Raw genomic sequence first — 21925 nt, 5'->3', positions numbered from 1 at the left:
GTGTCTCGGCACGCACGGCGTTTTTCGCGCGCGCCCGGTCGACCCGCGCCGGGCCCCGCACCCGCCCCGCGGCCGCCCGGCCCCGCCCCGCGCGGTCGCAGGTCCCGGCCCCTTCTCCACCGATAAACGCCGTCCATGGCGAGAAACGGCGCGACGCCGCGTGTCTCGGCACAGGCGGCGTTTATCGAGGGATCCACGCGCGACCGCGCGCACCACTCCCCGCACAGCGCCCCGCACAACGCAACGCCCCGCACAGCGAACGCCCCGCCCCTCGCGAGAGGGACGGGGCGTTCGACGTCGCGCCGGGTCAGACCCCGGGGTAGTTGCGCTCCGCGGCCCCCGTGTACAACTGCTGCGGGCGGCCGATCTTGGTCTGCGGGTCGGTGATCGCCTCGCGCCACTGCGCCAGCCAGCCGGGAAGGCGACCGATCGCGAAGAGCACCGTGAACATGCGCGTCGGGAAGCCCATCGCCTTGTAGATGACGCCGGTGTAGAAATCGACGTTGGGGTACAGGCGACGCTCCTTGAAGTAGTCGTCCTGCAGCGCGATCTGCTCGAGCTCCTTCGCGAGGTCGAGCAGCGGGTCGCTGACGCCGAGCGCCTCGAGCACCTCGTCGGCCGCTTCCTTGACGAGCTTGGCGCGCGGGTCATAGTTCTTGTAGACCCGGTGGCCGAAGCCCATGAGCTTGACGCCCTCTTCCTTGTTCTTGACCCGCTCGACGAAGCGCTCGACGCTCTCGCCGGAGTCGCGGATGCGGCCGAGCATCTGCAGCACGGCCTCGTTCGCCCCGCCGTGCAGCGGGCCCGAGAGGGCCTGGATGCCGGCCGAGATCGACGCGAACTGGTTGGCCCCGGTCGAGCCCACCAGGCGCACCGTCGAGGTCGACGCGTTCTGCTCGTGGTCGGCGTGCAGCATCAGCAGCAGGTCGAGAGCCTTGGTCATGACGGGGTTGACCTGGTAGATCTCGCTCAACACGCCGAAGTTCAGCTTGAGGAAGTTGTCGACGAAGCTCAGCGAGTTGTCGGGGTACAGGAAGGCCTGTCCGATGCTCTTCTTGTGCGCGTACGCCGCGATCACGGGCAGCTTCGCCAGCATCCGCACGGTGTTGAGCTCGACGTGCTCGGGGTTGTGCGGGTCGGACTCGGACTCGTAGTACGTCGAGAGCGCAGCCGTCGCGGCCGACAGCACCGACATGGGGTGCGCGGTCGGCGGCAGCGACGAGAAGAAGCGCTTGAGGTCTTCGTGCAGCAGCGTGTGGCGACGGATGCGCTCGTCGAACGACGCCAGCTCGGATGCCGAGGGCAGCTCGCCGTAGATGAGCAGCCAGGCGACCTCGAGGTACGTGCTGTTCTTCGCCAGCTGCTCGATCGGGTAGCCGCGGTAGCGCAGGATGCCCTGGTCGCCGTCGATGAAGGTGATGTTCGACTTCGTCGACGCGGTGTTGACGAAGCCGTAGTCGAGGGTGGTGTGCCCCGTCTGCTTGGTCAGCGACGCGATGTCGATGCTCGGGACGCCGTCGGTGCCTCGCAGGACCGGGAATTCGGCGGTGGTGCCCCCTACCGTGAGAGTGGCCTTGTCCTGCTGCGTTCCCGCGTCGCTCACCGCGCCTCCTTGCGATTTCTGGTCGCCCATTCGGTCGATCACGGGAGCGGCGGCACCCGCGGTCTTCTCGACCGGTGGATGCCACGGGTATGGCATCCGGGTCGGCACGCACGCGGAAGGTGACCCGAGCACAGTGCTTTTACAGCCTAGTAGGCACGCCGACGTACAGACGACATCGCCAAAGGATGCTCCCATCGAATGGAGGGATCCTCCTGATCAGCGGGCCGGATGCCGTTCGCCCGCGCTCGACGCCCCGGGCGGGTCGCTGCGAGGGCGAGGAGCGAGGCGACGTCGCCACCGGCCCCGCGAGCGGGTCGTCCCCCTCAGCGGGCCGCGCGGCCCGACGCCCGTCAGTCCGCGAGGCGCTCCGCCGCCGCCGCGATCCGCTCGTCGGTGGCAGTCAGCGAGAACCGCACGTGCTGCGGGAAGTGCGTGCCGTAGAAATGCCCCGGACCCACCAGGATGCCGAGATCGGCCAGGCGCCCCACGCTCTCCCACGCGTCGCGTCCCTCGGTCGCCCAGAGGTACAAGCCGCCCTCGCTGTGGTCGATCGTGAAGCCCGCCGCCTCGACCGCGGGCTTGAGCACGGCGCGACGACGGGCGTACCGCTCGCGCTGCTCCTCGACGTGGGCGTCGTCGCCGAGCGCGACGGTCATCGCGCGCTGCACGGGTGCGGGGGGCATGAGGCCGAGATGCTTGCGGCCGGTCAGCAGACGCGCGACGAGAGCCGGGTCGCCGGCGAGGAACGCCGCGCGGTATCCGGCGAGGTTTGACTGCTTGGAGAGCGAGTACACCGAGAGGACGCCGGTGTACTCGTCCGCCACGACATCGGGGTCGAGCACGCTGGGCACGCGCCGGGCGTCCCACGGCGACTCCCAGCCCAGCTCGGCGTAGCACTCGTCGGAGGCGAGGACGGCTCCGAGCTCGCGCGCACGGCGCACGGCATCCCGGAGCTCGGCGGTGGAGAGCACACGACCGTCGGGGTTTCCTGGGGAGTTGATCCAGACGAGCCGGGTGTTCGCCGGCCACTCCGTTGGATCGTCGGAGGCGACGGCCTCCGCGCCGACGAGTCGAGCGCCGACCTCGTACGTGGGGTACGCCGCACGCGGGTGCACGACGACGTCTCCCGGACCCAGATCGAGCAGCAGCGGCAGAAGAGCCACCAGCTCCTTCGATCCGACCGTCGGCAGCACGTGAGCGGCGGTGAGTGCAGGCACCCCCCGGCGACGGTGGTACCACTCGGCGATCGCTTCGCGCAGGGCGGGAGTCCCCGCGGTCTGCGGGTAGGCGTGGGCGTCGGTCGCGTCGGCGAGGGCCGCGGCGACGACGGCGGGCGTCGGGTCGACGGGCGAGCCGATCGACAGGTCGACGATCCCGTCGGGATGACGTCGCGCGCGCTCCGCGTAGGGGGCGACGGCGTCCCAGGGGTAGTCGGCGAGGTCGGCGACGCCCACGGCTCAGTGGCTCTGCGGAGGAAGCGCCGACACGACGGGGTGATCCTTGGCGATCACGCCGACCTTGGCGGCACCGCCGGGCGAGCCGATGTCGTCGAAGAACTCGACGTTGGCCTTGTAGTAGTCGGACCACTCTTCGGGCAGGTCGTCTTCGTAGTAGATCGCCTCGACGGGGCAGACCGGCTCGCACGCACCGCAGTCGACGCACTCGTCGGGGTGGATGTAGAGCGATCGTTCACCCTCGTAGATGCAGTCGACCGGACACTCGTCGATGCAGGCGCGGTCTTTGACATCGACACACGGGAGGGCGATCACGTAAGTCACCCGCTCAGTCTAATCGCGTCGAGGCGACCGGCCCCGCCGACGGGCCGCGGGCCTAAGATTCGGCCGGTCGCGCAGGCGCCGGCAGCCTCGAGAAGTCGGGCCACAGGGCGACGAGCACCATGAGCGCGGGCCCCACCACGGTCCACACCAGCGGCACCCACTCGGTCCCCGCCGTCGGGGCGGCGACGATGGCCGACCCGCCGGGGCCGACCTGAGAGAACACGTAGGTCGCGAGCGTGATGCCGAGACCGCCCGCCAGGGCGTTCACGCGGTCGCCCGTGAGAGTGCGCAGCGCGATGAGGAGAGCTGCGCTGCCGACCGTCGCGAGCAGCAGACCCGCGGGAAAGGGGCCGACGAGGAACGCCTGCGTCACCGTGCCGGCCGTGCCGTAGAACGCGCCGACGAGCAGGGCGACGACCCAGCCGACCACGCGCAGAATCCTGGACTTCATCCGCCTGATCCTAGGCGCAGACTCTATGCGCCGGCTCAGGTCGCGAGCCCCCACAGACGCAGCAGAGCGGCCGTGACCGCCGCCCCCGCGACGACGACGAGGAACGGCGCCCGCGCCCACAGCAGCAGCGCGGCGACGGCCACGGCCGGCAGGCGCGCGTCGACGACGATCGCCGACCCGGCCCCCAGTGTCTGCACCATCACCAGCGCCGCCAGCAGCGCCACCGTGAGCAGGTCGGCGATCCGCGCGGGGCGCGGGGCGTCGAGCCAGTGCGCGGGCAGGAGGTACCCGGTGGCCTTGAGGGCGAGGCAGACGAGGGATGCCGCGAGCACGGCGGTCCACAGGGTCACGGCATCCCCTTCTCTTCCGCCGTCGTCGCCCCGGACGCGGGCGACGCGGGCCGGGGGTCGGCCAGCCCCACCGCCACGGCCACGCCGGCCGCGGCGATCACCGGGATGCCGGGCATGAGCCACGGGGTGAGCAGGGCGGCGACGACCGCGGCGCCCGCCGCGACCGCGAGGGGCTGACGCCCCCGCAGGCGGGGCCACAGCAGCGCGAGGAAAGCCGCCGCGGCGGCGGCGTCGAGGCCATAGGCGCGGGGGTCGCCGAGCACGTCGCCCAGCAGGGCACCGAGAAGGGTCGACAGGTTCCAGCCGATCCAGATCGCGACGCCGGTCACCCAGAAGCCGGCCCGACGCGCACGCGCAGTCTCGTGGGCGAGGGCGACGGCGACCGATTCGTCGATCGTGAAGGGCGTCGCGAGCGCCTTGCGCGCGAGTCCTCCCCCCACGACCGGCGCCATGCGCATCGCGTAGGCGGCGTTGCGCACCCCGAGAAGCGCCGCCGACGCGATCGCGGCCGGGGCAGCGGCCAGGCCCCCGGCCGCGATCACGCCGACGAAGGCGAACTGCGAGCCCCCGGTGAACATCAGCAGGCTGAGCACGCAGGTCTGCCACACGTCGAGACCGGATGCCACCGACAGGGCGCCGAACGACACGCCGTAGGCGCTGGTGGCGAGCGCGACGGCAAGACCCTGTCGGGTCGCCACCCCCTCGGGTGTTCGGTAGAACGAACGCATAGACATCATCGTGAACGCACCGCGCTCGTTCGTCAAGTCGAACGATCGGCGAGCATAATGAACGGATGACAGATCTCGGCGATCGCATCGCGACCACGCTCCGCCGCGAACGCGAGCGACGCGACCTCAGCGTTTCGGAGCTCGCCCGCCGCGCCGGTGTGGCCAAGGCAACGGTCTCGCAGCTGGAGAACGGCGGCGGCAATCCCAGCGTCGAGACGCTCTGGGCCCTCGCCTCGGCCCTGGAGGTGCCGTTCGCGGTCTTCGTCGACGAGGGCGCCCACTCCCCCACCCTGATCCGCGCGGGCGAAGCGGGCACGGCGGTGGCGTCGTCGGCATCCGCTTATGTCGCCGTCCTGCTCTCGGCGAGCCCGCCCCACGCCCGCCGCGACATCTACCTGCTCAGCGCCGAACCGGGCTCCCCGCGCCTCTCCGACCCGCACCCGCGCGGCACGGTCGAGCACCTCGTGCTGGTCTCGGGTCGCGGCCGGGTCGGTCCCGCCGACGACCCGTTCGAGCTGTCCCCCGGCGACTACCTGTCCTACCCCGGAGACGCCCCGCACGTGTTCGAGGCGCTGACGCCGGGCATGAGCGCGGTGTGCGTGGTCGAGTCGCGCTGACGGCGAGGGGTCGCCCCTTCCCGCGGGATGACGCCGGCCGCGGTCAGCCCGGCAGGGCCCCGGCGACGACGCGGCCGCGGCGCACGACCGCGACGATCGACTCGGGACGCAGGGCCTCGGGGTCTTCCCACACGCGTCCGCGGACCACGACGAGGTCGGGCGCGTACCCCACGGCCACCCGGCCGAGATCTCCCGCGCGGCCGATCGCGGCGGCCGCGCGAGAGGTCGCCGCCTGCAGGGTGCGCCCGGCATCCCAGGCGAACACGCGCGCCATGGCGCGCAGTTCCTCCCACTGGTCGGCGAAGCCCACGTGGAAGCCGTTCGCGTCGGTGCCGAGGACGAACTCGACCCCGGCCGCCGCGGCGGCCCGGAACACCGGGTCGCGCCCCGAGACCAGCTCCTGCGCGATCTCGCGCTGACCCGGAGCCACCGGCACCGAGCCGTCGGCGATGCGGTCGTTGATCAGCAGCGTGGGCGCGACGGTCGTCCCGGCCGCGACCATCTGCTGCGCCAGCGCATCGGTGAGCTTGGTCGCGTGCTCGATCGAGTCGACGCCGTGGGCGAGCGCCCGACGGATGCCGTCCTCGGTGTGGGCGTGCGCGGCCACGCGCATCCCCAGCGCGTGCGCCTCGTCGACGATCGCCGCGATCTCGGCATCCGTGTAGTTGCGCCACGACGCTTTGTCGCCGACCGAGAGCACGCCTCCGCTGACGGGCACCTTGATGCCGTCGGCCCCCGACCGCGCCCAGCGGCGCACGAGGGCGCGGCACGCGTCGGGTCCGTCGGCGACGGGTTTGCGCTCGACGACCGCGGGCGGGGTGAAGAGGTCGCCGTGCCCGCCGGTCATGTTGACCAGGCCGTGCGCGAGGACCCTCGGGCCCTCGACGACGCCCGCCTCGAGGGCGCGGGCGAGGGAGAACTGCACGTCGTCCGCCGCCAGGTCGCGCACCGTGGTGACGCCGACCGCAAGGGCCCGGCGGGCGTGGGCCAGGCCGTGAAGCACCTGCTCCTCGGGGCGCGTGGTGAGCGGCCATGACAGGAAGTCGGCCGGAGTGTCGGACGCATTGCCGATCAGGTGCACGTGCGTGTCGATGAGGCCGGGGAGCACCGTCAGCTCGGCTTCCCCCTCGGCGGCCTCGACGTCGACGCGCTCGATGCGGTCGGCGCTCCAGGCCACGGCGCCGACGCCGAGATGCGCGGTCCCGTCCCAGACGTGGACACGGGTCAATTCATGGACGCTCACGCGGGTCACCTCGAGGAGTTTCGACGGGGGAAGAACTTTCCGAGGGCGCGCGGCGGGCGCATGCGCGTTCCCGCGACCACGAGCACCGCGAGGGTGACGAGGTACGGGGCCGCCGTGGCGAGCGCACTCGGAAGGGGGAGGAACAGGGCGGCCACCAGCAGCACCGCACCCAGGAGCAGCGACGGGACGGCGGCGCGCGCACCCAGCGCCCGGCGCAGGCGCATCGCGCCCAGCACGAGGAACACGGCGCCGAGCACGAACAGCATCCCCCGGAAGGTCTCGGGGCGACCGAGGCCCACCGCGTCGCTGAATCCGAACAGCGCCGAGCCGGCGAACACCCCTCCCGGCATCCAGTTTCCGAAGATGAGCGTCGCGAGGCCGATGAAGCCGCGACCGGCGACCTGGTTCTCGACGTAGCCCTGGGAGATCAGCACGAGGTATCCCCCGGCGAACCCGGCCATGCCGCTGCCGACCAGCACCGCCAGGTAGCGCGTGCGGTGCACGTGCCCGCCCAGCGCCTGCAGTGCCGCCGGCTCCTCGCCCGAGGCCCGCATCCGCAGGCCGAAGCGCGTGCGCCACAGGACGAAGGCGGTCAGCGGGATGAGCGCGAGCCCGATCACCGCGGCAAGCGACACGTCGCGGGTGAGACCGCCGACGATCCCGGCGAGGGGCGAGAGCACGGGGATGCCGGTGGCCTCGAGGTCGCGGAGCGGATCGGGGGTGCCGAAGCCGCCAGAGAGGAACGGCAGGCTCACGCGCGGCACGTTGCCCTCGATGCGGGGGGAACGCGCCACGCTCCCCCCGTCGAGACCGCTGAAGACGATGTCGGAGAGGAAGCGCGCCAGAGCGGCGGCGAGCACGTTGATCGCGACACCGACGACGAGTTGATTCAGCCCCAGCTCCAGACACAGCACGGCCATGAGCAGTCCGAAGACGAGACCGCCGACCACGCCGCCGACGAGGGCGAGCCAGGGTCCGCCGAACCAGCCGAACAGTCCCGCGCCCCACGTGCCGCCGATCATCATGCCCTCGAGGCCGACGTTGATGACCCCCGCGCGCTCGGAGTACAGCGCGCCGACGGCGACGACGGCGATCGGGACGGTCAGGCGCAGGGCCGAGCCCCACGTCGAGGAGGACGACAGCCCGGGGGCGTCGCACACCCACTGGGCGATGAGCAGCAGCCCGAAGCCCAGCAGCACCCACGACAGCACCGTGCGCGCGCGATGGCGCCCGGAGGTCGACGCGGCCGCCGAGGAGGGGGCGGTGGTCAGTGCGGTCATCTCGTCGACGCCTCCTTCGCGCGGCCGGCGCGAGCGCGCCGGACGGCAGCCACGAGCGCCAGACGACGCTCGCCGTTCTCCACGACCCAGTACCCCAGGGCCGAGCTGAGCAGGACGACCGCCAGGAACAGCGTGCCGACCTCGGTGGGCAGCTTGACCAGCCCGAGCACCTGCGCGCTGCGCTCGACGAACGCGAGCACGAGGGCTCCCAGCGCCGTGCCGATCGGGTGCGACCGGCCGAGAAGGGCGGCGGCCAGCCCCGTGAACATGAGGTCGGTGGGGAGGGTGCCGTCCAGCCGGTGTGCGGTGCCGAGCACGTGGGGCAGTCCGACGAGCCCCGCGATGGCGCCCGAGGCCAGCAACGAGGTGACGATGCGGCGCCGCACCGAGATGCCGGCGGACTCCGCGGCATCCGGAGACAGGTTCGCCACGGTCACGGTGTAGCCCCACACGGTCCGTTCGTGCAGCAGGAAGAACCCGATCCCGAGCACCACGGCGAGCGGGAGGAAGCCCGAGATCTGCACGCGCCCGCCGAGATCGATGAGGGCGGGCATCGACCCGTTGTCGCCGATCGGCGCCGAGCCGGTGTTCTGTCCCCCGCCCGAACGGAAGACGTCGGCCAGCAGCACCGCGACGACCGTGGTGGCGATCGCGTTCATGAGGATCGAGGTGATGACCTCGTTGACGCCGCGGTACACCTTCAGCAGGGCCGGGACCAGGGCCCAGGCCGCTCCGGCAGCGGCGCTCGCCAGCAGCGTCAGCGGCAGGGTGACCCACAGCGGGAACGGCAGCGAGGCGGCGACCACCGCGCCCACGAGGGCGGCGACGCGGTACTGGCCGTCGACGCCGATGTTGAACAACCCCATCCGCAGCGAGAAGGCCGCCGCGATCCCGGCGAAGTACAGCGGGATGGCGTTGTTGACGGTGGATGCCAACGACTCCGGCGTCGTGCCGTAGTTCCACATCACCTCGAAGGCGGAGGCCGCGGAGTAGCCCGACACGGTGAGGAAGAGGGCGGTGACGACCAGGGCGAGCACGATCGCGATGACCGGGCCGGCGACGGTGCGCAGGATGCGGGCGATCACGCGGCCGCCTCCCCGCCGCGCGCGCCGGTCATGTACTCCCCCACGGTGCCCGCGTCGACGCCGTGGGCGTCGAGCTCGACGACGACGTGTCCGCGGTGGAGCACGAGGATGCGATCCGACAGCGCGAGGATCTCGTCGAGGTCGGCCGAGACGAGCAGTGTGGCCAGCCCCCGGTCGCGGGCCGCGGTCAGCTCGCTCCAGATCGCCGCCTGCGCGCCGATGTCGACGCCGCGCGTGGGGTGCGCGGCCAGGAGCAGGCGCGGGGAGCGCAGCAGCTCCCGGCCCACGATGAACTTCTGCTGATTGCCGCCCGACAGCGTCGCGGCGCGGGTCGCGGGATCGCCGCCGCGGACGTCGAACGCCGAGATGATCTCCGCTGCCGCGCGCGTGGCCGCGGTCCGCGAGAACCAGGGTCCCCGGCGCACCGGGGGCAGCTGCTGGTAGCCGAGGACGGCGTTCTCGCGCAGGGCCAGCGGAAGCACGATGCCGTCGCGGTGACGGTCTTCGGAGATGTATCCCATTCCGCGGGCGCGGCGCTCGACGGTCGTCGCGGTGCTGACGTCGTCGCCGTCCAGCAACACGGTGCCGGTGGCATCCGCTCGGCCGATGAGGGCGGCGAGCAGCTCGGACTGCCCGTTGCCCTCGACGCCGGCGACCCCGACGATCTCTCCCGCGTGCACGCGCAGCGCGACGTCCGACAGGGGCGGCACGGCGTCGCTGCCCGCGACGGTCAGTCCCCGCGTCTCGAGGACGACCTGAGCGGAGACCGGCGTCTCGCGCGGGGTGACGACGGGCATCTCGGATGCCACCATCAGGCGCGCCAGCTGCGACGCCGTCGTTTCGGCGGGTACCGCCGTGCCCACCACGCGACCGGCGCGGATGACGGTGATGTCGTCGGCGAAGGAGAGCACCTCGTCGAGCTTGTGGGAGATGAAGATGACCGCCGCGCCGGCGCGGGTGAAGTCGCGCATCGCCGCGAAGAGCGCTTCCGCCTCGGCGGGCACGAGGACGGCCGTCGGCTCGTCGAGGATGATGATGCGCGCGTCGCGGTAGAGCACCTTGAGGATCTCGACGCGCTGGCGCATGCCGACCCCGAGGTCGGCCGTCTCGGCGTCGACGGGAACGGGGAAGCCGGTGCGTTCGGCCAGTTCGCCGACCTCGCGCCGGGCGCGCGCGGCGTCGATGAGCACCGGCGGGCCGGGCTCGTCGGCCAGGACCACGTTCTCCCACACCCGCAGGGCGGGAGCGAGCAGGAAGTGCTGATGCACGATGCCGATGCCGGCCGTCTGCGCGTCGCGCGGCGAACGGAACGACAAGGGATGCCCGTCGATCTCGATCGTGCCCTCGTCGGGGCTCTCCTCGCCCGAGAGGATCTTCATGAGCGTCGACTTGCCCGCGCCGTTCTCACCCACTATGGCGTGCACGCTCCCCGCGCGGACCGTGAGGTCGATCCGGTCGTTCGCGGTGAACGTCCCGAATCTCTTCACGATGCCGCTCAGGCGCACCAGCACCTCCTGCTCCTCGGTCATCAGAGGGCCGTCGGAACCGTGATCTTGCCGTCGACGATGTCCTTCTCGATCGCTGCGAGCTGGTCGGCGTAGGCGTCGAGGAAGCCGCCCGACGTCGAGTAGCCGACGCCGTCGTTCGAGAGGTCGTAGCGCACCTCACCGGGCTCGAGCGTGCCGTCCAGGAACTCGGAGATCGAGGTCTTCACCGCGACGTCGACGTTCTTGATCGCCGAGGTCAGGATGAACGGCTTGATCGAGTCGGAGACGGTCTGGTACACGTCGGCGTCGACCCCGATCGCCCAGTTCTTCTTGGCATCCGTCGAGCTGGCGGCCGCCTCCTCGTACACTCCCTGGCCCGATCCGCCGGCGGCCGCGTAGACGACGTCGGCTCCGCCGGCGTACATGGATGCCGCGGCCTCCTTGCCCTTGGTCGGGTCGGAGAACCCGGTGAAGTCGCCCAGCGGCGCGAGGTAGGTCTTGTCGACGACGATCGAGGGGTCGATCGACTTCGCACCGGCCTCGAAGCCGGTGAAGAAGTTCTGGATGCTGGGCTGGTCGACACCGCCGACGAATCCGACGTGCTTCGACGTGGAGGCCAGCGCCGCCGCAACGCCGACGAGGTAGGAGGACTGCTCGGCGGCGAACGAGATGGTGGTGACGTCGTCGATGGCCGTTCCCGTGTCGGCGTCGACCTGCACGAACGCGGTGTCGGGGTGCGCCGTCTCGGACATGGGCTGCTGCCACTGGAACCCGATGCCGATGGCGAGGGCCGCGTTCTGCGAGAGGGCGAGGTCGACGCGGTCCTGGTAGTCGTCGGTGTTCGGGCTGGAGAGCTCGAGGGGGGTGAAGGATTCGTCCTGCTCAGCCTCGGTGAAGCCCTTGTAGGCACTGTCCATGAAGGAGAAGTCGCCCGTGGTGCCGTACAGGAGCGCGATCGTCGGGCCGTCGGAGGCCGCGGTCGCCGAACCGGTGTCCGCGGTCTTGCCGCCGCAGCCGGTGAGGGCGAGGGCGGCGACGGTGAGCACGCCGCCCATCGTCAGCAGGGATCGGGTGAGGGGACGAGGCATGGGGACTCCTTCGGTTCGGGTGGGGCGCAGGAAATGTAATCGATTGCACACTGGTCGGACGAATGAGGGGGATGCGACCGAAAGCCACCCTAGTCAGATCTCCGGGAGAGGCCGGTTTCTGCCGTGTGACGGTTTCATTTCGTGACCCGGGTTCACGCAATCGTTTGCGTACGATGGGCGAGTGATCGACCCCGCAGTCCCCGACGAGCTCGCCACCCTCGCCGACGTGGCGACCGAGGCCGGGGTGTCCACCGCCACGGTGTCGCGTGCGCTGTCGGGGTCGCGCCCCGTCTCCCCCGAGACGCTGAAGCGGGTGCGAGCCGCCGCCGCCCGGCTCGGCTACCGGCACAACGCCGTCGCGAGCGCGCTGCGCTCGAGTCGCACGCAGAGCGTGGGCATCGTCCTCCCCCGCTACGCCACGGTCTTCCTCTCGGCATTGATCGAGTCGGTGACCGAGAGCCTCGACGCGCAGGGCATCGGCGCCCTGCTGCGCTACGTCGCGCCCGACGGCGCCGACCACGACGAACGCGTCGCCGACCTGCTCGACCGCCGGGTCGACGGACTCATCGTGTGCCCCCCGACGATCGAGGCCTCCGGCCATGCCCAGCGGATGTCGCACGGACTTCCTCTCGTGCAGGTGGGGCGCTTCCTCGACCCCGACACCCCGAGCGCCGTGAGCCTCGACGAGACGGCATCCGCGGGCCTGCTCGCCGCTCACCTCGCCCGCACCGGCACCGAGCGGGTGACCGTGATCGGCCTCGATCCCGACGTACCCGCCGACGCCACGCGCATCCGCTCGGTGGAGCTCGCGTGCCACGCCCGTGGCATCGCCCTCACAGACGTCGTCCACCGCGGGAGCGACCTGCTCGCCGGGGTGACCGCGGCGGAAGAGCTGTGGAGCGTCGTCGGGCCCGGCCAGACGCTCGTGTGCGCGAACGACGACGTCGCCACCGGGGTCCTCACCGTCCTGCGGGCCCGCGGAACGCGCGTCCCCGACGACGTGCAGATCGCCAGCCTGCTGCAGCTGTACCCCGACGCCCAGGGCACTCCGCTGACCTCGCTTCGTCATCCGTGGCGCCAGATGGGCGCCGAAGCCGTCGACATGCTCGAGCACGCCCGCCGCTCGCGCCTGGCGGCACGCCGTCGCACCACGCTGAGCGCCGACCTGATCGTGGGCGCCAGCACCCGCATCCCCCTGGAGGAGTCATGACCGCACCCGTGGACCTCGTCATCCGTCATGCCCGCGTCGCAGCAGAGACGACGCGCCCCGCTCCGGGCTATCCCGACCTCCCGCGCACCGACACCGCCGCTCGCGGTGCGCTGCGCGACCTCCCCGGCCACAGCATCGGCGTGAGCGGCGGGCGCATCGCGTGGATCCTCCCCGATGACGAGGTCGATCCGGCCGCTCTCGGCGATGCGGAGGTGATCGACGCGACCGGTCTCGTGGCCCTGCCGGGGCTGATCAACAGCCACACGCACACCCCGATGGTGATGTTCCGCGGGGCGGCGTCCGACGTGCCCACCGCCGAGTGGTTCAACGACCACGTGTGGCCGATGGAGGTCAACCTCACCGACCGCGACATCCGTCTCGGAGCGCGCATCGCGATCGGCGAACTGCTCCTCGGCGGCGTCACCACCTTCGCCGACCACTACTTCGGCATGCCCACCATCGCCGAAGAGGTCGAGACCGCCGGCATCCGCGCTCTGCTGGCCTCGACGTTCTTCTCCTCCGAGGGGTCCGCCGGACGCGAGCGCAGCGTCGCCTTCGCGCGCGACGCCGCCGGCTCCGCGGGCGGTCGCATCACCGCGGCCCTCGGTCCGCACGCGCCGTACACGGTCGATGACGATGATCTCCGCGCGACGGCACGGGATGCCGAGCGCCTCGGCGTGCGCATCCACATCCACGCCGCCGAGAACCTCACGCAGACGGCCTCCAGCCGCGCGCGTCGCGGGCGCACCCCCATCGGCGTCCTGCACGAGACGGGCGTGCTCGAGGCGGGGGCGCTCATCGCGCACGGGGCGGGGATCGTCGCCGACGACGTCGAGCTGCTCGCCCCCTTCGCCGACCGCGTGGGCGTCGCCTCGTGCACGAAGACCTACCTGCTCCACGCCCAGGAGGGCACGACCCCGCTGCGGCTCCTGCACGACGCCGGGATCAGCGTCGGCGTGGGCACCGACGGGGCGGCCGGCAGCATGACCCTCGACGTGTGGGAGAACATGCGCCTGCTCGGCATGATCGAGAAGTACTCCTCCGGTGACGCCACGTGGGCGACCTCGGCCCACCTGCTCGATCTCGCGACGCGGCAGAACGCCGAGGTCCTGGGGCTCTCCGACGAGATCGGAGCCCTCCGCCCCGGACTGCGGGCCGACATCGTGCTCGTCGACCTGCGCACCCCGCACCTGCAGCCCGTGCACGACCTCGCGCACACGCTCGCGCTGAGCGCCCACCAGGGCGACGTGTCGACAGTGATCGTCGACGGCCGGGTCGTCGTGCGGGATCGCCGGCTGCTCACGATCGACCTGGATGCCGCGGTCGAGGAGCTGGGCGAACGCCTACCGGCGCTCACCGATCGCTCGCACGGTCGCCGCGTGCAGGACTACGCGCCCTGAACCCGCGCGGAGCTCATCCGAGCAGGAAGCGCTCCACCTGCGGGAGGGCGGCGTCGATCACCGCGGCGAACAGGCGCTCGCCCTTGTCGGCGGAGGCCGATCGCGGGTCGCCGAACACCGCGCTCGCGCCGATCTCGTGCAGGCGCACGGGGCGCAGCCCGAAGTCGACCGGGAACACGGGGTAATCCGGTTCAGCGCGGTCCATGCGCACGAGATCGGGGGCGGATGCCAGCACCATCGACGTCTCGATCTCTTCGGCGTGGTTCATCCCGGGGGCAGCGGGCGTGCTCTCGCGCACCGCGCCGGCGGCCTCGGCGAGACCGGGGTGATCGAGCACGAGCACGCGCAGGCCGTCGGCGGCGAGATCGCGGGCGGCGGCAGCGAGCGGGAGCCGGTTGCCGAAGTCGCCGTTGACGATCACGACGCGATCCAGACCCGATGCGGCGGCGCCCCGCACGATGTCGATCGCGAGGGCGCGCACCGTGTCGGGCGACAGCGAGATCGTTCCGGGGTAGCCCGACGTCGCCCACGTCTCGCCGTACGCGATCGAGGGGAGCAGCGCCCCGCCGCAGCGTTCGGCGAGGGTGCGCGCGATGCGCTCCGCGACGATCGTGTCGGTGCTCAATGGCAGGTGCGGGCCGTGCGCCTCGAGGGCGCCCACGGCCAGCACGGCCAGGCGCCCGCCCGCCGCAACGTACTCGCGTACGTCAGCGGACGAGGCGCCGGCCAGCTCGAGCATCAGGCGTTGGCGTCCTGGCGCTTCAGGCGCGAGGCCGCGCGGCCGCGCTCGGTCGCGTCGAGCACGACCTTGCGGATGCGCACCTTCTCGGGCGTGACCTCGACGCATTCGTCGTCGCGGGCGAACTCGAGCGACTCCTCCAGCGTGAGCACGCGCGGGGGCGTCATCGACTCGAAGGAGTCGGAGGTCGACGAACGCATGTTCGTGAGCTTCTTCTCCTTGGTGATGTTGACGTCCATGTCGTCGGCGCGCGAGTTCTCGCCGATGACCATGCCCTCGTAGACCTCTTCGGTGGGCTGCACGAAGAAGCTCATGCGCTCCTGCAGGGCGATCATGGCGAAGGGGGTCACGACGCCCATGCGGTCGGCGACGATCGAGCCGTTCTGACGGGTGGTGATCGAGCCCGCCCAGTCGTCGTAGCCGTGCGAGATGGCGTTGGCGATGCCGGTGCCGCGCGTGATCGTGAGGAACTCGCTGCGGAAACCGATCAGGCCGCGAGACGGCACCACGAACTCCATGCGCACCCAGCCGGTGCCGTGGTTGGTCATGTTGTCCATGCGCCCCTTGCGGGCCGCCATGAGCTGCGTGATCGCGCCGAGGTGCTCCTCGGGGGCGTCGATTGTGAGGTGCTCGAAGGGCTCCTTGAGCTTGCCGTCCTCGCCGCGCTTGGTGACCACCTGGGGCTTGCCGACGGTGAGCTCGAAGCCCTCGCGACGCATGTTCTCGACGAGGATCGCCAGGGCGAGCTCTCCGCGGCCCTGGACCTCCCACGCGTCGGGGCGTCCGATGTCGACGACCTTGAGCGAGACGTTACCGATGAGCTCGCGGTCGAGGCGGTCCTTCACCATGCGGGCGGTGAGCTTGTGGCCCTTCACCTTGCCCATGAGGGGCGAGGTGTTCGTACCGATGGTCATCGAGATGGCCGGGTCGTCGACGGTGATCGCCTTGAGCGGGCGCACGTCCTCGGGGTCAGCGATGGTCTCGCCGATCGTGATGTCGGGGAAACCGGCGATGGCGACGATGTCGCCGGGGCCGGCGTCTTCTGCCGGGTAGCGCTCGAGCGCGCGGGTCTTCAGCAGCTCGGTGACGCGGGCGTTGCTGGTGGTGCCGTCGGCGCGCACCCAGGCCACGGTCTGGCCCTTCTTCAGCGTGCCGTTGAACACGCGCAGCAGCGCGAGGCGACCGAGGAACGGGCTCGAGTCGAGGTTCGTGACCCACGCCTGCAGCGGAGCCTCGTCGTCGTACGACGGCGCGGGCACGTGCTGGAGGATCGCCTCGAAGAGCGGCTCGAGGTCGTCGTTGTCGGGCAGGGCGCCGTTGTCGGGGCGGTTGAGCGACGCGGCTCCCGCGCGGCCGGAGGCGTAGACCACGGGAACGTCGAGCAGGGCGTCGACGTCGAGGTCGGGCACGTCGTCGACGAGGTCGGAGGCGAGGCCCAGCAGAAGGTCGTGCGCCTCCTCCTCGACCTCGGCGATGCGCGCGTCGGGACGGTCGGTCTTGTTGACCAGCAGGATGACGGGGAGCTTGGCCTCGAGGGCCTTGCGCAGCACGAAGCGGGTCTGGGGCAGCGGGCCCTCGGACGCGTCGACGAGCAGCACGACGCCGTCGACCATCGACAGGCCGCGCTCGACCTCGCCGCCGAAGTCGGCGTGGCCGGGGGTGTCGATGACGTTGATCGTCACCGGCACGTCGGTGTGGGCACCGTTGTACGTGATCGCCGTGTTCTTGGCGAGGATCGTGATGCCCTTCTCGCGCTCGAGGTCGTTCGAGTCCATCGCGCGCTCTTCGACGTGCGCGTGCTCGCCGAAGGAGCCGGTCTGGCGGAGCATGGCGTCGACGAGGGTCGTCTTGCCGTGGTCGACGTGCGCGACGATCGCGACGTTGCGGAGGTCAGGACGAAGGGCGTGCGCCATGGAGGGTCTCCAGGAAATTTAGGGGTGACGCCCGGAATCGGGCCCACCCAGTCTACCGGGCGTCCGCGACACTCCCGGCAGGCGACGTTCAGGAACCGTCGGAGCACGGCGAAGGGGCGGGATCCCACAGGACCCCGCCCCTCCACGACCGGTGTCGGACTCAGCTGTTCTGGAAGCCGACGATCGTCCAGTCGATGGTCTCGAACTGGGTCGCGCCCCAGTTCACGAGGCCCTGCTTCACGGCCCAGACGTTGGGCAGCGGCGCGATCGGAATGATCGGCACCGACTCCCAGAGGACCTTGTCGATCTCCTGGGCGGTCTCGAGGCGCGCGGCCGGGTCGAGCTCGTTGTTCGCCTGCTCCCACAGCGGGCCGAGGCGGTCATCGGCGATGCCGGTGAAGTTCTGCTCCGAGTCCACGGGGGTGAACAGCGAACGGGTCGACGAGATCGGGTAGGCCGTGCCGACCCACGAGAACGTCACCATCTCGAAGTCGCCCGGGATGATGTAGTCGCTGAAGTAGCCGCCCACGGGCACCGAGTTCAGCTCGACGGGGATGCCGAACTCGCTGAGGTCGGCCTGGATCTGCTCGGCGCGCTGGATGTTCGTCGCGGTGTCGGCGGGTACCGTCACCGAGAAGGTCAGGGGCGTGCCGTCCTTGACCCAGGAGTCGCCGTCCTTGGTGTAGCCGGCGTCTTCGAGGTACTTCGCACCGGCGTCGGTGTCGTAGGGCAGCGCCTCGTCGGTGTAGCCGTCCTGGCCGGGCATAAAGATGTAGCTGCCCTGCGTGATCGCGGGCACGCCGACGGGAGAGTTCGCCGTGTTGGCGATCTGCTCGCGGTTGACGATGGATGCCACGGCCTTGCGGACGTTGACGTCCGCGAGCGGTCCGTCGGAGGCGCGCATGGTGATGTGCGTCCAGGTCAGGCCATTCGAGGCCTGGATCTGCGCACCCTGGACGTTCTGGGCGGTCTGGTAGAGGTCGGCGTTGGCCGAGATCTCGACGGCGTCGATCTCACCGTTGCTGAACGACGAACCCTGCTGGTCCTGGCTCACCGCACGGTAGACGATGGTCTCGAGCTTGGGCGTCTCGCCCCACCAGTTGGGGTTGCGCTCGAGCGTGGCGATACCGGCGGTCGCGTCGATCGAGCTCACCTTGAACGGTCCCGACGACGGCACGGCCTGCGTGGTGTAGCCGGTGTTGAAGGTGGTCGGGTCGGCCGTGACGCTGGCCTTGAGCACCGGGCTCAGCAGCGACTGCCAGTCGGCGAAGACCGAGGAGAAGGTGATCTTGAGGTCGAACTCGTCCTCGCCCTGCTCGACCGAGGAGACCTGGTCCCAGCCGGTCGTCGAGGTGACGATGTACTCGGGGTTGGAGCCGTTGTTGGCCTTCCACATCCCCTGGTAGTCGGCGACGGTCATGGGCGTGCCGTCCTCCCAGACGGCATCCGGGTTCAGTTTGACCTCGACGACCTGGGGGTCCTCGCTGACGAGCTCGGCCGAGGAGGCGTAGTTCTCGTCGACGACGGGCTCACCCGACTCGTTGATCTTGATCGGGCCGCCGCTCATCGTCGAGTAGATGTCGTTGGTGTCGCGCTCGTTGCCGTCGATCTGGTAGATGTTCCAGTTCACGGGGAGCGACGACACCGCGAGGGTCAGCGTGCCGCCGTCCTGCACGCTCGAGGCGTCGGCGCGCACCCACGCGGTCGAGGGCAGCGCGTTCTGGTCGTCGGGGTTCGCCGACGGAGCCGCGGTGTTGCCGGGCGCGCACCCGGCGATCGCCAGGGCGGCGGCGCTCAGCAGCGCGAGCGCGCCGAGCCCCTTCGCTTTGCGGATCTGCATGTGATCAATCCTCTCGTTGGTGATCAGGGAGGGCCTTCGACGACGTGGTGCCGTCGACCGAAGACGTTCGGGGGGAACCGGCCGCCGCCGTCTCGAGGACGAGGTCGGACCGTTCGGCGTAGTGGCACGCCACCTCGGAGTGCGCCGAGGGGCGCAGACCGGGGTCGTCGGAATCGCACCGGCGCCGGTCGGCGTCGGGCAGCAGGCGGTACAGCGGGCACCGCGTGCGGAAACGGCATCCCGAGATCTCCTGCGTGGGGCTCGGCAGATCGCCGTCGAGCAGGATGCGGGTGCGCGAGCGCTCGATGCGCGGGTCCGGGATGGGCGCCGCCGAGATCAAGGCCTTCGTATAAGGATGCCGAGGATCGTCGAACACCTCGTCGACCGGGCCCTGCTCCACGATGCGTCCGAGGTACATGACCGAGACGTCGTCGGCGATCTGGCGCACCACCGCGAGGTCGTGCGCGACGAAGAGGAACGACAGGCCGAGGCGTTCCTTCAGGTCCTCGAGCAGGTTGATCACACCCGCCTGGATCGAGACGTCGAGCGCCGAGACCGGCTCGTCGAGCACGACGACGGCGGGATCGGTCGCCAATGCGCGGGCGATGCCGATGCGCTGGCGCTGACCGCCCGAGAACTCGTGCGGGTAGCGGTCCGACATGTTCGGATCGAGGCCCACGAGCTCGAGCAGCTCGGTCATCTTGCGGTCGCGCTCGGCGCGCGGCACGCCCTGCACCAGCAGCGGCTCGGTGATGACCTCGCCGACCGGCAGACGCGGGTCGATCGCACCCATCGGGTCCTGGAACACGATCTGGATGCCCTTGCGCAGGGTCGCCTTGTCCTTGCGGCTCACCGTGGCGACGTCCGTGCCGTTGATGTGGATGCTGCCGCTCTGGGGGGCGACCATCTCCATGATCTCGAGGATCGTCGTGGTCTTGCCGCAGCCGGACTCCCCCACCAGGCCCATGGTGCGACCGGGCTGGATCGAGAACGAGATGCCGTCGACGGCGCGCACGGTGCCGATCCGGCGCGGGAAGACCGCTCCCTTCATCAGCGGGAAATGCTTCGTGAGGTCCTTCACCTCGACCGCCGGGGTCACGTCGGGGCGCAGCGGCGGGATCTCCCCCAGTGCTTCCGGGCGCGGGAAGATGTCGGGCCGCGACAGCGCACCGGAGGCGATCTCGTCGGCGCGGATGCACGCGGCGACGTGGTCGGCGGTCGCACCGTGGGTCACGAGCTCGGGTTCGACCTCACGGCACGCGTCGATCGCGATGGGACAGCGGGCGGCGAACGGGCAGCCGGTCGGAAGGTTCGCGAGGGACGGCGGGCGCCCCTCGAGAGGGACGAGTCGCTGCGAGCCGGCGGTCTGCATGTTCGGCACCGAGCGCAGCAGTCCCACGGTGTAGGGCATGTGCGGGTCGTGGAAGATCTCGTCGACGGATCCCCGCTCGACGAGCGCGCCGGCGTACATCACGGCCACGCGGTCGGCGTGACCGGCGACGACGCCGAGGTCGTGCGTGATGAGCACGACGGCGGCCCCCGTGACCTCGCGCGCCTTCTGCAGCACCTCGAGGATCTGGGCCTGGATCGTGACGTCGAGGGCCGTGGTCGGCTCGTCGGCGATGATCACGCGCGGATCGTTCGCGATCGCCATGGCGATCATCGCGCGCTGGCGCATTCCGCCCGAGAACTCGTGCGGGTACGCGCGGGCCCGGCGCTCGGCATCCGGGATGCCGACGAGCTTGAGCAGTTCGACGCTGCGTGCGTGGGCGGCCTGGGCCGACAGGGCGCGATCGTGCAGACGCAGCCCCTCGGAGATCTGGTCACCCACCGTGTAGACCGGGGTGAGCGCCGACAGCGGGTCCTGGAAGACCATCGCGAGCTCGGCGCCGCGGATCTTCGACAGCTGCGCGTCGTTCATCGACAGCAGCGAGCGGCCGTCGTAGAGGATGTCGCCCTCCACCTTCGCGTTCGAGGGCAACAGGCCCATCACCGCGAGCGAGGAGACGCTCTTGCCGGAACCGGACTCGCCGACGATGCCGAGGAACTCACCCTCGTGCACGTCGTACGAGATGCCGCGCACGGCGCGCACGGCGTTGCCCTCGCGCTGGGGGAAGGTCACGCTGAGGTCGCGCACCGACAGCAGCGGCGACCGGCCGGTCGACGACAGCAGGGTGGCGGAACGGGTGTCAGTCACGGTTCGCTCCCGAGGTGGGGTCGATGGCGTCGCGCAGCGCGTCGCCGATGAGGCTGATGGCCAGGAGCAGCACGATCAGCACGCCGGCGGGGTACACGAACAGCCACGGACGGGTGACGGCGGCCGAGGTCCCGGCCGACAGCAGCGTGCCGAGCGAGACGTCGGGCGCCTGCACGCCGAAGCCGAAGTAGCTGAGCGAGGTCTCGGCCATGATGGCCGCGACGACGCCGAGGGTCGCGTCGATGATGAGCAGCGACGCGATGTTGGGGATGATGTGGCGCCCGAGGATCTGGCGGGTCGGCATGCCCATGTACCGCGCGGCGCGCACGAAGTCGCGATTGCGCAGGGACCGGGTCTGGTTGCGCACCACCTGGGCGAGGATCATCCAGCTGAACACCGCCAGGAAGAAGGTCAGCGCCAGCCACGACAGGCCGCGCGTCAGCGGGCTCAGCAGCACGAGGATGAAGAACGACGGGATCACCAGCAGCAGGTGGATCAGCCACCCGATCACCGCGTCGATCTTGCCGCCGAGGTACCCCGCGATCGAGCCGACCGCCGCGGCGATGAGGGTCGCGCCGATACCGGCCAGGGCGCCGATGATGAGCGACTTCTGCAGCCCCACGAGGGTCTGGGCGTAGATGTCCTGACCGATGCCGTTGGTGCCGAACCAGTGCAGCTGCGTCGGGCCGAGACCGACGTTGAGGAAGTCGCGCTCGCTCGCGTCGTAGGGGTAGAGGAGCGGTCCGATGAAGGCCCAGAGCACGATGAACACGAGGATGCTCGCGCCCACCCAGAAACGGGGCATCTTGCGCAGCCGGGCGCGCACGAGGGCGCCGCGCGAGAGCGGCTTCCGCTCGCGGGTGACCGGGCTGGTGGCGACGAGCGTGCCGTCGACGGCCTCTTCCTGCATCGTCAT

The 21925-nt window shown here is 70.9% G+C and carries 19 protein-coding genes; 3 read left to right on the top strand and 16 right to left on the bottom strand.

Annotated elements, in window-relative coordinates; all coding sequences use genetic code 11:
* Positions 1–307: 307 nt before the first annotated feature.
* From Q0818_RS04425 to Q0818_RS04400, 6 genes are all read right to left on the bottom strand, one after another.
* Positions 308–1603: a citrate synthase gene (locus Q0818_RS04425; RefSeq protein WP_298871930.1), complete on the bottom strand. Its 1296-nt coding sequence runs from the start codon at positions 1601–1603 to the stop codon at positions 308–310.
* Positions 1604–1953: 350 nt separating this feature from the next.
* On the bottom strand, positions 1954–3057 hold the full coding sequence (gene dapC / locus Q0818_RS04420; RefSeq protein ID WP_298871927.1) for a succinyldiaminopimelate transaminase: 1104 nt from the start codon (positions 3055–3057) through the stop codon (positions 1954–1956).
* A 3-nt stretch (positions 3058–3060) separates the two neighbouring features.
* The gene (fdxA, locus tag Q0818_RS04415; RefSeq protein WP_134127594.1) at positions 3061–3381 is read right to left on the bottom strand and encodes a ferredoxin; all 321 of its coding nucleotides are present in this window, start codon (positions 3379–3381) and stop codon (positions 3061–3063) included.
* Between the two features lie 52 nt (positions 3382–3433).
* Positions 3434–3832, bottom strand: coding sequence for a DUF6113 family protein (locus tag Q0818_RS04410; protein ID WP_298871924.1), 399 nt, complete (start codon positions 3830–3832; stop codon positions 3434–3436).
* Between the two features lie 35 nt (positions 3833–3867).
* On the bottom strand, positions 3868–4182 hold the full coding sequence (locus tag Q0818_RS04405) for an AzlD domain-containing protein (RefSeq protein ID WP_298871922.1): 315 nt from the start codon (positions 4180–4182) through the stop codon (positions 3868–3870).
* On the bottom strand, positions 4179–4910 hold the full coding sequence (locus Q0818_RS04400) for an AzlC family ABC transporter permease (protein ID WP_298871920.1): 732 nt from the start codon (positions 4908–4910) through the stop codon (positions 4179–4181). Before Q0818_RS04400 ends, Q0818_RS04405 begins: the two co-directional genes overlap by 4 nt.
* Before the next feature lie 65 nt (positions 4911–4975).
* On the opposite strand from Q0818_RS04400, the gene Q0818_RS04395 reads away from it, so the two are divergent.
* Entirely contained in the window at positions 4976–5527 is a 552-nt protein-coding gene (locus tag Q0818_RS04395) for a helix-turn-helix domain-containing protein (RefSeq protein WP_298871918.1), read from the top strand.
* A gap of 43 nt (positions 5528–5570) precedes the next feature.
* Here the strand turns inward: Q0818_RS04395 and Q0818_RS04390 are convergent, their stop codons facing one another.
* From Q0818_RS04390 to Q0818_RS04370, 5 genes are read right to left on the bottom strand one after another with little or no spacing between them, the layout of a single operon-like run.
* Positions 5571–6779 (bottom strand): amidohydrolase family protein, encoded by a 1209-nt coding sequence (locus Q0818_RS04390; protein ID WP_298871916.1) that lies wholly within the window; start codon positions 6777–6779, stop codon positions 5571–5573.
* Positions 6776–8050 (bottom strand): ABC transporter permease, encoded by a 1275-nt coding sequence (locus Q0818_RS04385; RefSeq protein ID WP_298871914.1) that lies wholly within the window; start codon positions 8048–8050, stop codon positions 6776–6778. Before Q0818_RS04385 ends, Q0818_RS04390 begins: the two co-directional genes overlap by 4 nt.
* Positions 8047–9135, bottom strand: coding sequence for an ABC transporter permease (locus Q0818_RS04380; RefSeq protein WP_298871912.1), 1089 nt, complete (start codon positions 9133–9135; stop codon positions 8047–8049). The genes Q0818_RS04385 and Q0818_RS04380 overlap by 4 nt, the downstream gene beginning before the upstream one ends.
* Positions 9132–10664: an ABC transporter ATP-binding protein gene (locus tag Q0818_RS04375; RefSeq protein ID WP_298871910.1), complete on the bottom strand. Its 1533-nt coding sequence runs from the start codon at positions 10662–10664 to the stop codon at positions 9132–9134. The genes Q0818_RS04380 and Q0818_RS04375 overlap by 4 nt, the downstream gene beginning before the upstream one ends.
* Complete coding sequence (locus Q0818_RS04370; RefSeq protein WP_298871907.1) at positions 10664–11710, bottom strand: BMP family ABC transporter substrate-binding protein; 1047 nt, start codon at positions 11708–11710, stop codon at positions 10664–10666. Before Q0818_RS04370 ends, Q0818_RS04375 begins: the two co-directional genes overlap by 1 nt.
* 181 nt (positions 11711–11891) lie before the next feature.
* On the opposite strand from Q0818_RS04370, the gene Q0818_RS04365 reads away from it, so the two are divergent.
* Together Q0818_RS04365 and Q0818_RS04360 are read left to right on the top strand one after the other, a co-directional pair.
* On the top strand, positions 11892–12920 hold the full coding sequence (locus Q0818_RS04365; RefSeq protein WP_298871904.1) for a LacI family DNA-binding transcriptional regulator: 1029 nt from the start codon (positions 11892–11894) through the stop codon (positions 12918–12920).
* Positions 12917–14320 (top strand): amidohydrolase, encoded by a 1404-nt coding sequence (locus Q0818_RS04360; protein ID WP_298871902.1) that lies wholly within the window; start codon positions 12917–12919, stop codon positions 14318–14320. The genes Q0818_RS04365 and Q0818_RS04360 overlap by 4 nt, the downstream gene beginning before the upstream one ends.
* Positions 14321–14333: 13 nt before the next feature.
* Here the strand turns inward: Q0818_RS04360 and Q0818_RS04355 are convergent, their stop codons facing one another.
* The 5 genes from Q0818_RS04355 to Q0818_RS04335 form a co-directional block, all read right to left on the bottom strand.
* On the bottom strand, positions 14334–15059 hold the full coding sequence (locus Q0818_RS04355; RefSeq protein ID WP_298871900.1) for a creatininase family protein: 726 nt from the start codon (positions 15057–15059) through the stop codon (positions 14334–14336).
* The gene (typA, locus tag Q0818_RS04350) at positions 15059–16972 is read right to left on the bottom strand and encodes a translational GTPase TypA (RefSeq protein ID WP_298871898.1); all 1914 of its coding nucleotides are present in this window, start codon (positions 16970–16972) and stop codon (positions 15059–15061) included. The genes Q0818_RS04355 and typA overlap by 1 nt, the downstream gene beginning before the upstream one ends.
* Positions 16973–17132: 160 nt before the next feature.
* Positions 17133–18812, bottom strand: coding sequence for an ABC transporter family substrate-binding protein (locus tag Q0818_RS04345; RefSeq protein WP_298871895.1), 1680 nt, complete (start codon positions 18810–18812; stop codon positions 17133–17135).
* A 4-nt stretch (positions 18813–18816) separates the two neighbouring features.
* Positions 18817–21009: a dipeptide ABC transporter ATP-binding protein gene (locus Q0818_RS04340; protein ID WP_298871891.1), complete on the bottom strand. Its 2193-nt coding sequence runs from the start codon at positions 21007–21009 to the stop codon at positions 18817–18819.
* Entirely contained in the window at positions 21002–21925 is a 924-nt protein-coding gene (locus tag Q0818_RS04335) for an ABC transporter permease (RefSeq protein ID WP_298871888.1), read from the bottom strand. Before Q0818_RS04335 ends, Q0818_RS04340 begins: the two co-directional genes overlap by 8 nt.

The organism is uncultured Microbacterium sp., from assembly GCF_947489255.1.
In the GTDB taxonomy this organism is placed as follows: domain Bacteria; phylum Actinomycetota; class Actinomycetes; order Actinomycetales; family Microbacteriaceae; genus Microbacterium; species Microbacterium phycohabitans.
Note: the sequence above shows the minus strand (reverse complement) of the source record. Positions and strands in the feature narration are given on the sequence as shown.

What these genes read in the sequence shown, in the direction of transcription:
- Q0818_RS04410 (WP_298871924.1), bottom strand. Translation starts at nt 3,832, where the DNA reads ATGAAGTCCAGGATTCTGCGCGTGGTCGGCTGGGTCGTCGCCCTGCTC.
- Q0818_RS04400 (WP_298871920.1), bottom strand. Translation starts at nt 4,910, where the DNA reads ATGCGTTCGTTCTACCGAACACCCGAGGGGGTGGCGACCCGACAGGGT.
- Q0818_RS04395 (WP_298871918.1), top strand. Translation starts at nt 4,976, where the DNA reads ATGACAGATCTCGGCGATCGCATCGCGACCACGCTCCGCCGCGAACGC.
- Q0818_RS04385 (WP_298871914.1), bottom strand. Translation starts at nt 8,050, where the DNA reads ATGACCGCACTGACCACCGCCCCCTCCTCGGCGGCCGCGTCGACCTCC.
- Q0818_RS04375 (WP_298871910.1), bottom strand. Translation starts at nt 10,664, where the DNA reads ATGACCGAGGAGCAGGAGGTGCTGGTGCGCCTGAGCGGCATCGTGAAG.
- Q0818_RS04370 (WP_298871907.1), bottom strand. Translation starts at nt 11,710, where the DNA reads ATGCCTCGTCCCCTCACCCGATCCCTGCTGACGATGGGCGGCGTGCTC.
- Q0818_RS04360 (WP_298871902.1), top strand. Translation starts at nt 12,917, where the DNA reads ATGACCGCACCCGTGGACCTCGTCATCCGTCATGCCCGCGTCGCAGCA.
- Q0818_RS04355 (WP_298871900.1), bottom strand. Translation starts at nt 15,059, where the DNA reads ATGCTCGAGCTGGCCGGCGCCTCGTCCGCTGACGTACGCGAGTACGTT.
- typA (WP_298871898.1), bottom strand. Translation starts at nt 16,972, where the DNA reads ATGGCGCACGCCCTTCGTCCTGACCTCCGCAACGTCGCGATCGTCGCG.
- Q0818_RS04345 (WP_298871895.1), bottom strand. Translation starts at nt 18,812, where the DNA reads ATGCAGATCCGCAAAGCGAAGGGGCTCGGCGCGCTCGCGCTGCTGAGC.
- Q0818_RS04335 (WP_298871888.1), bottom strand. Translation starts at nt 21,925, where the DNA reads ATGACGATGCAGGAAGAGGCCGTCGACGGCACGCTCGTCGCCACCAGC.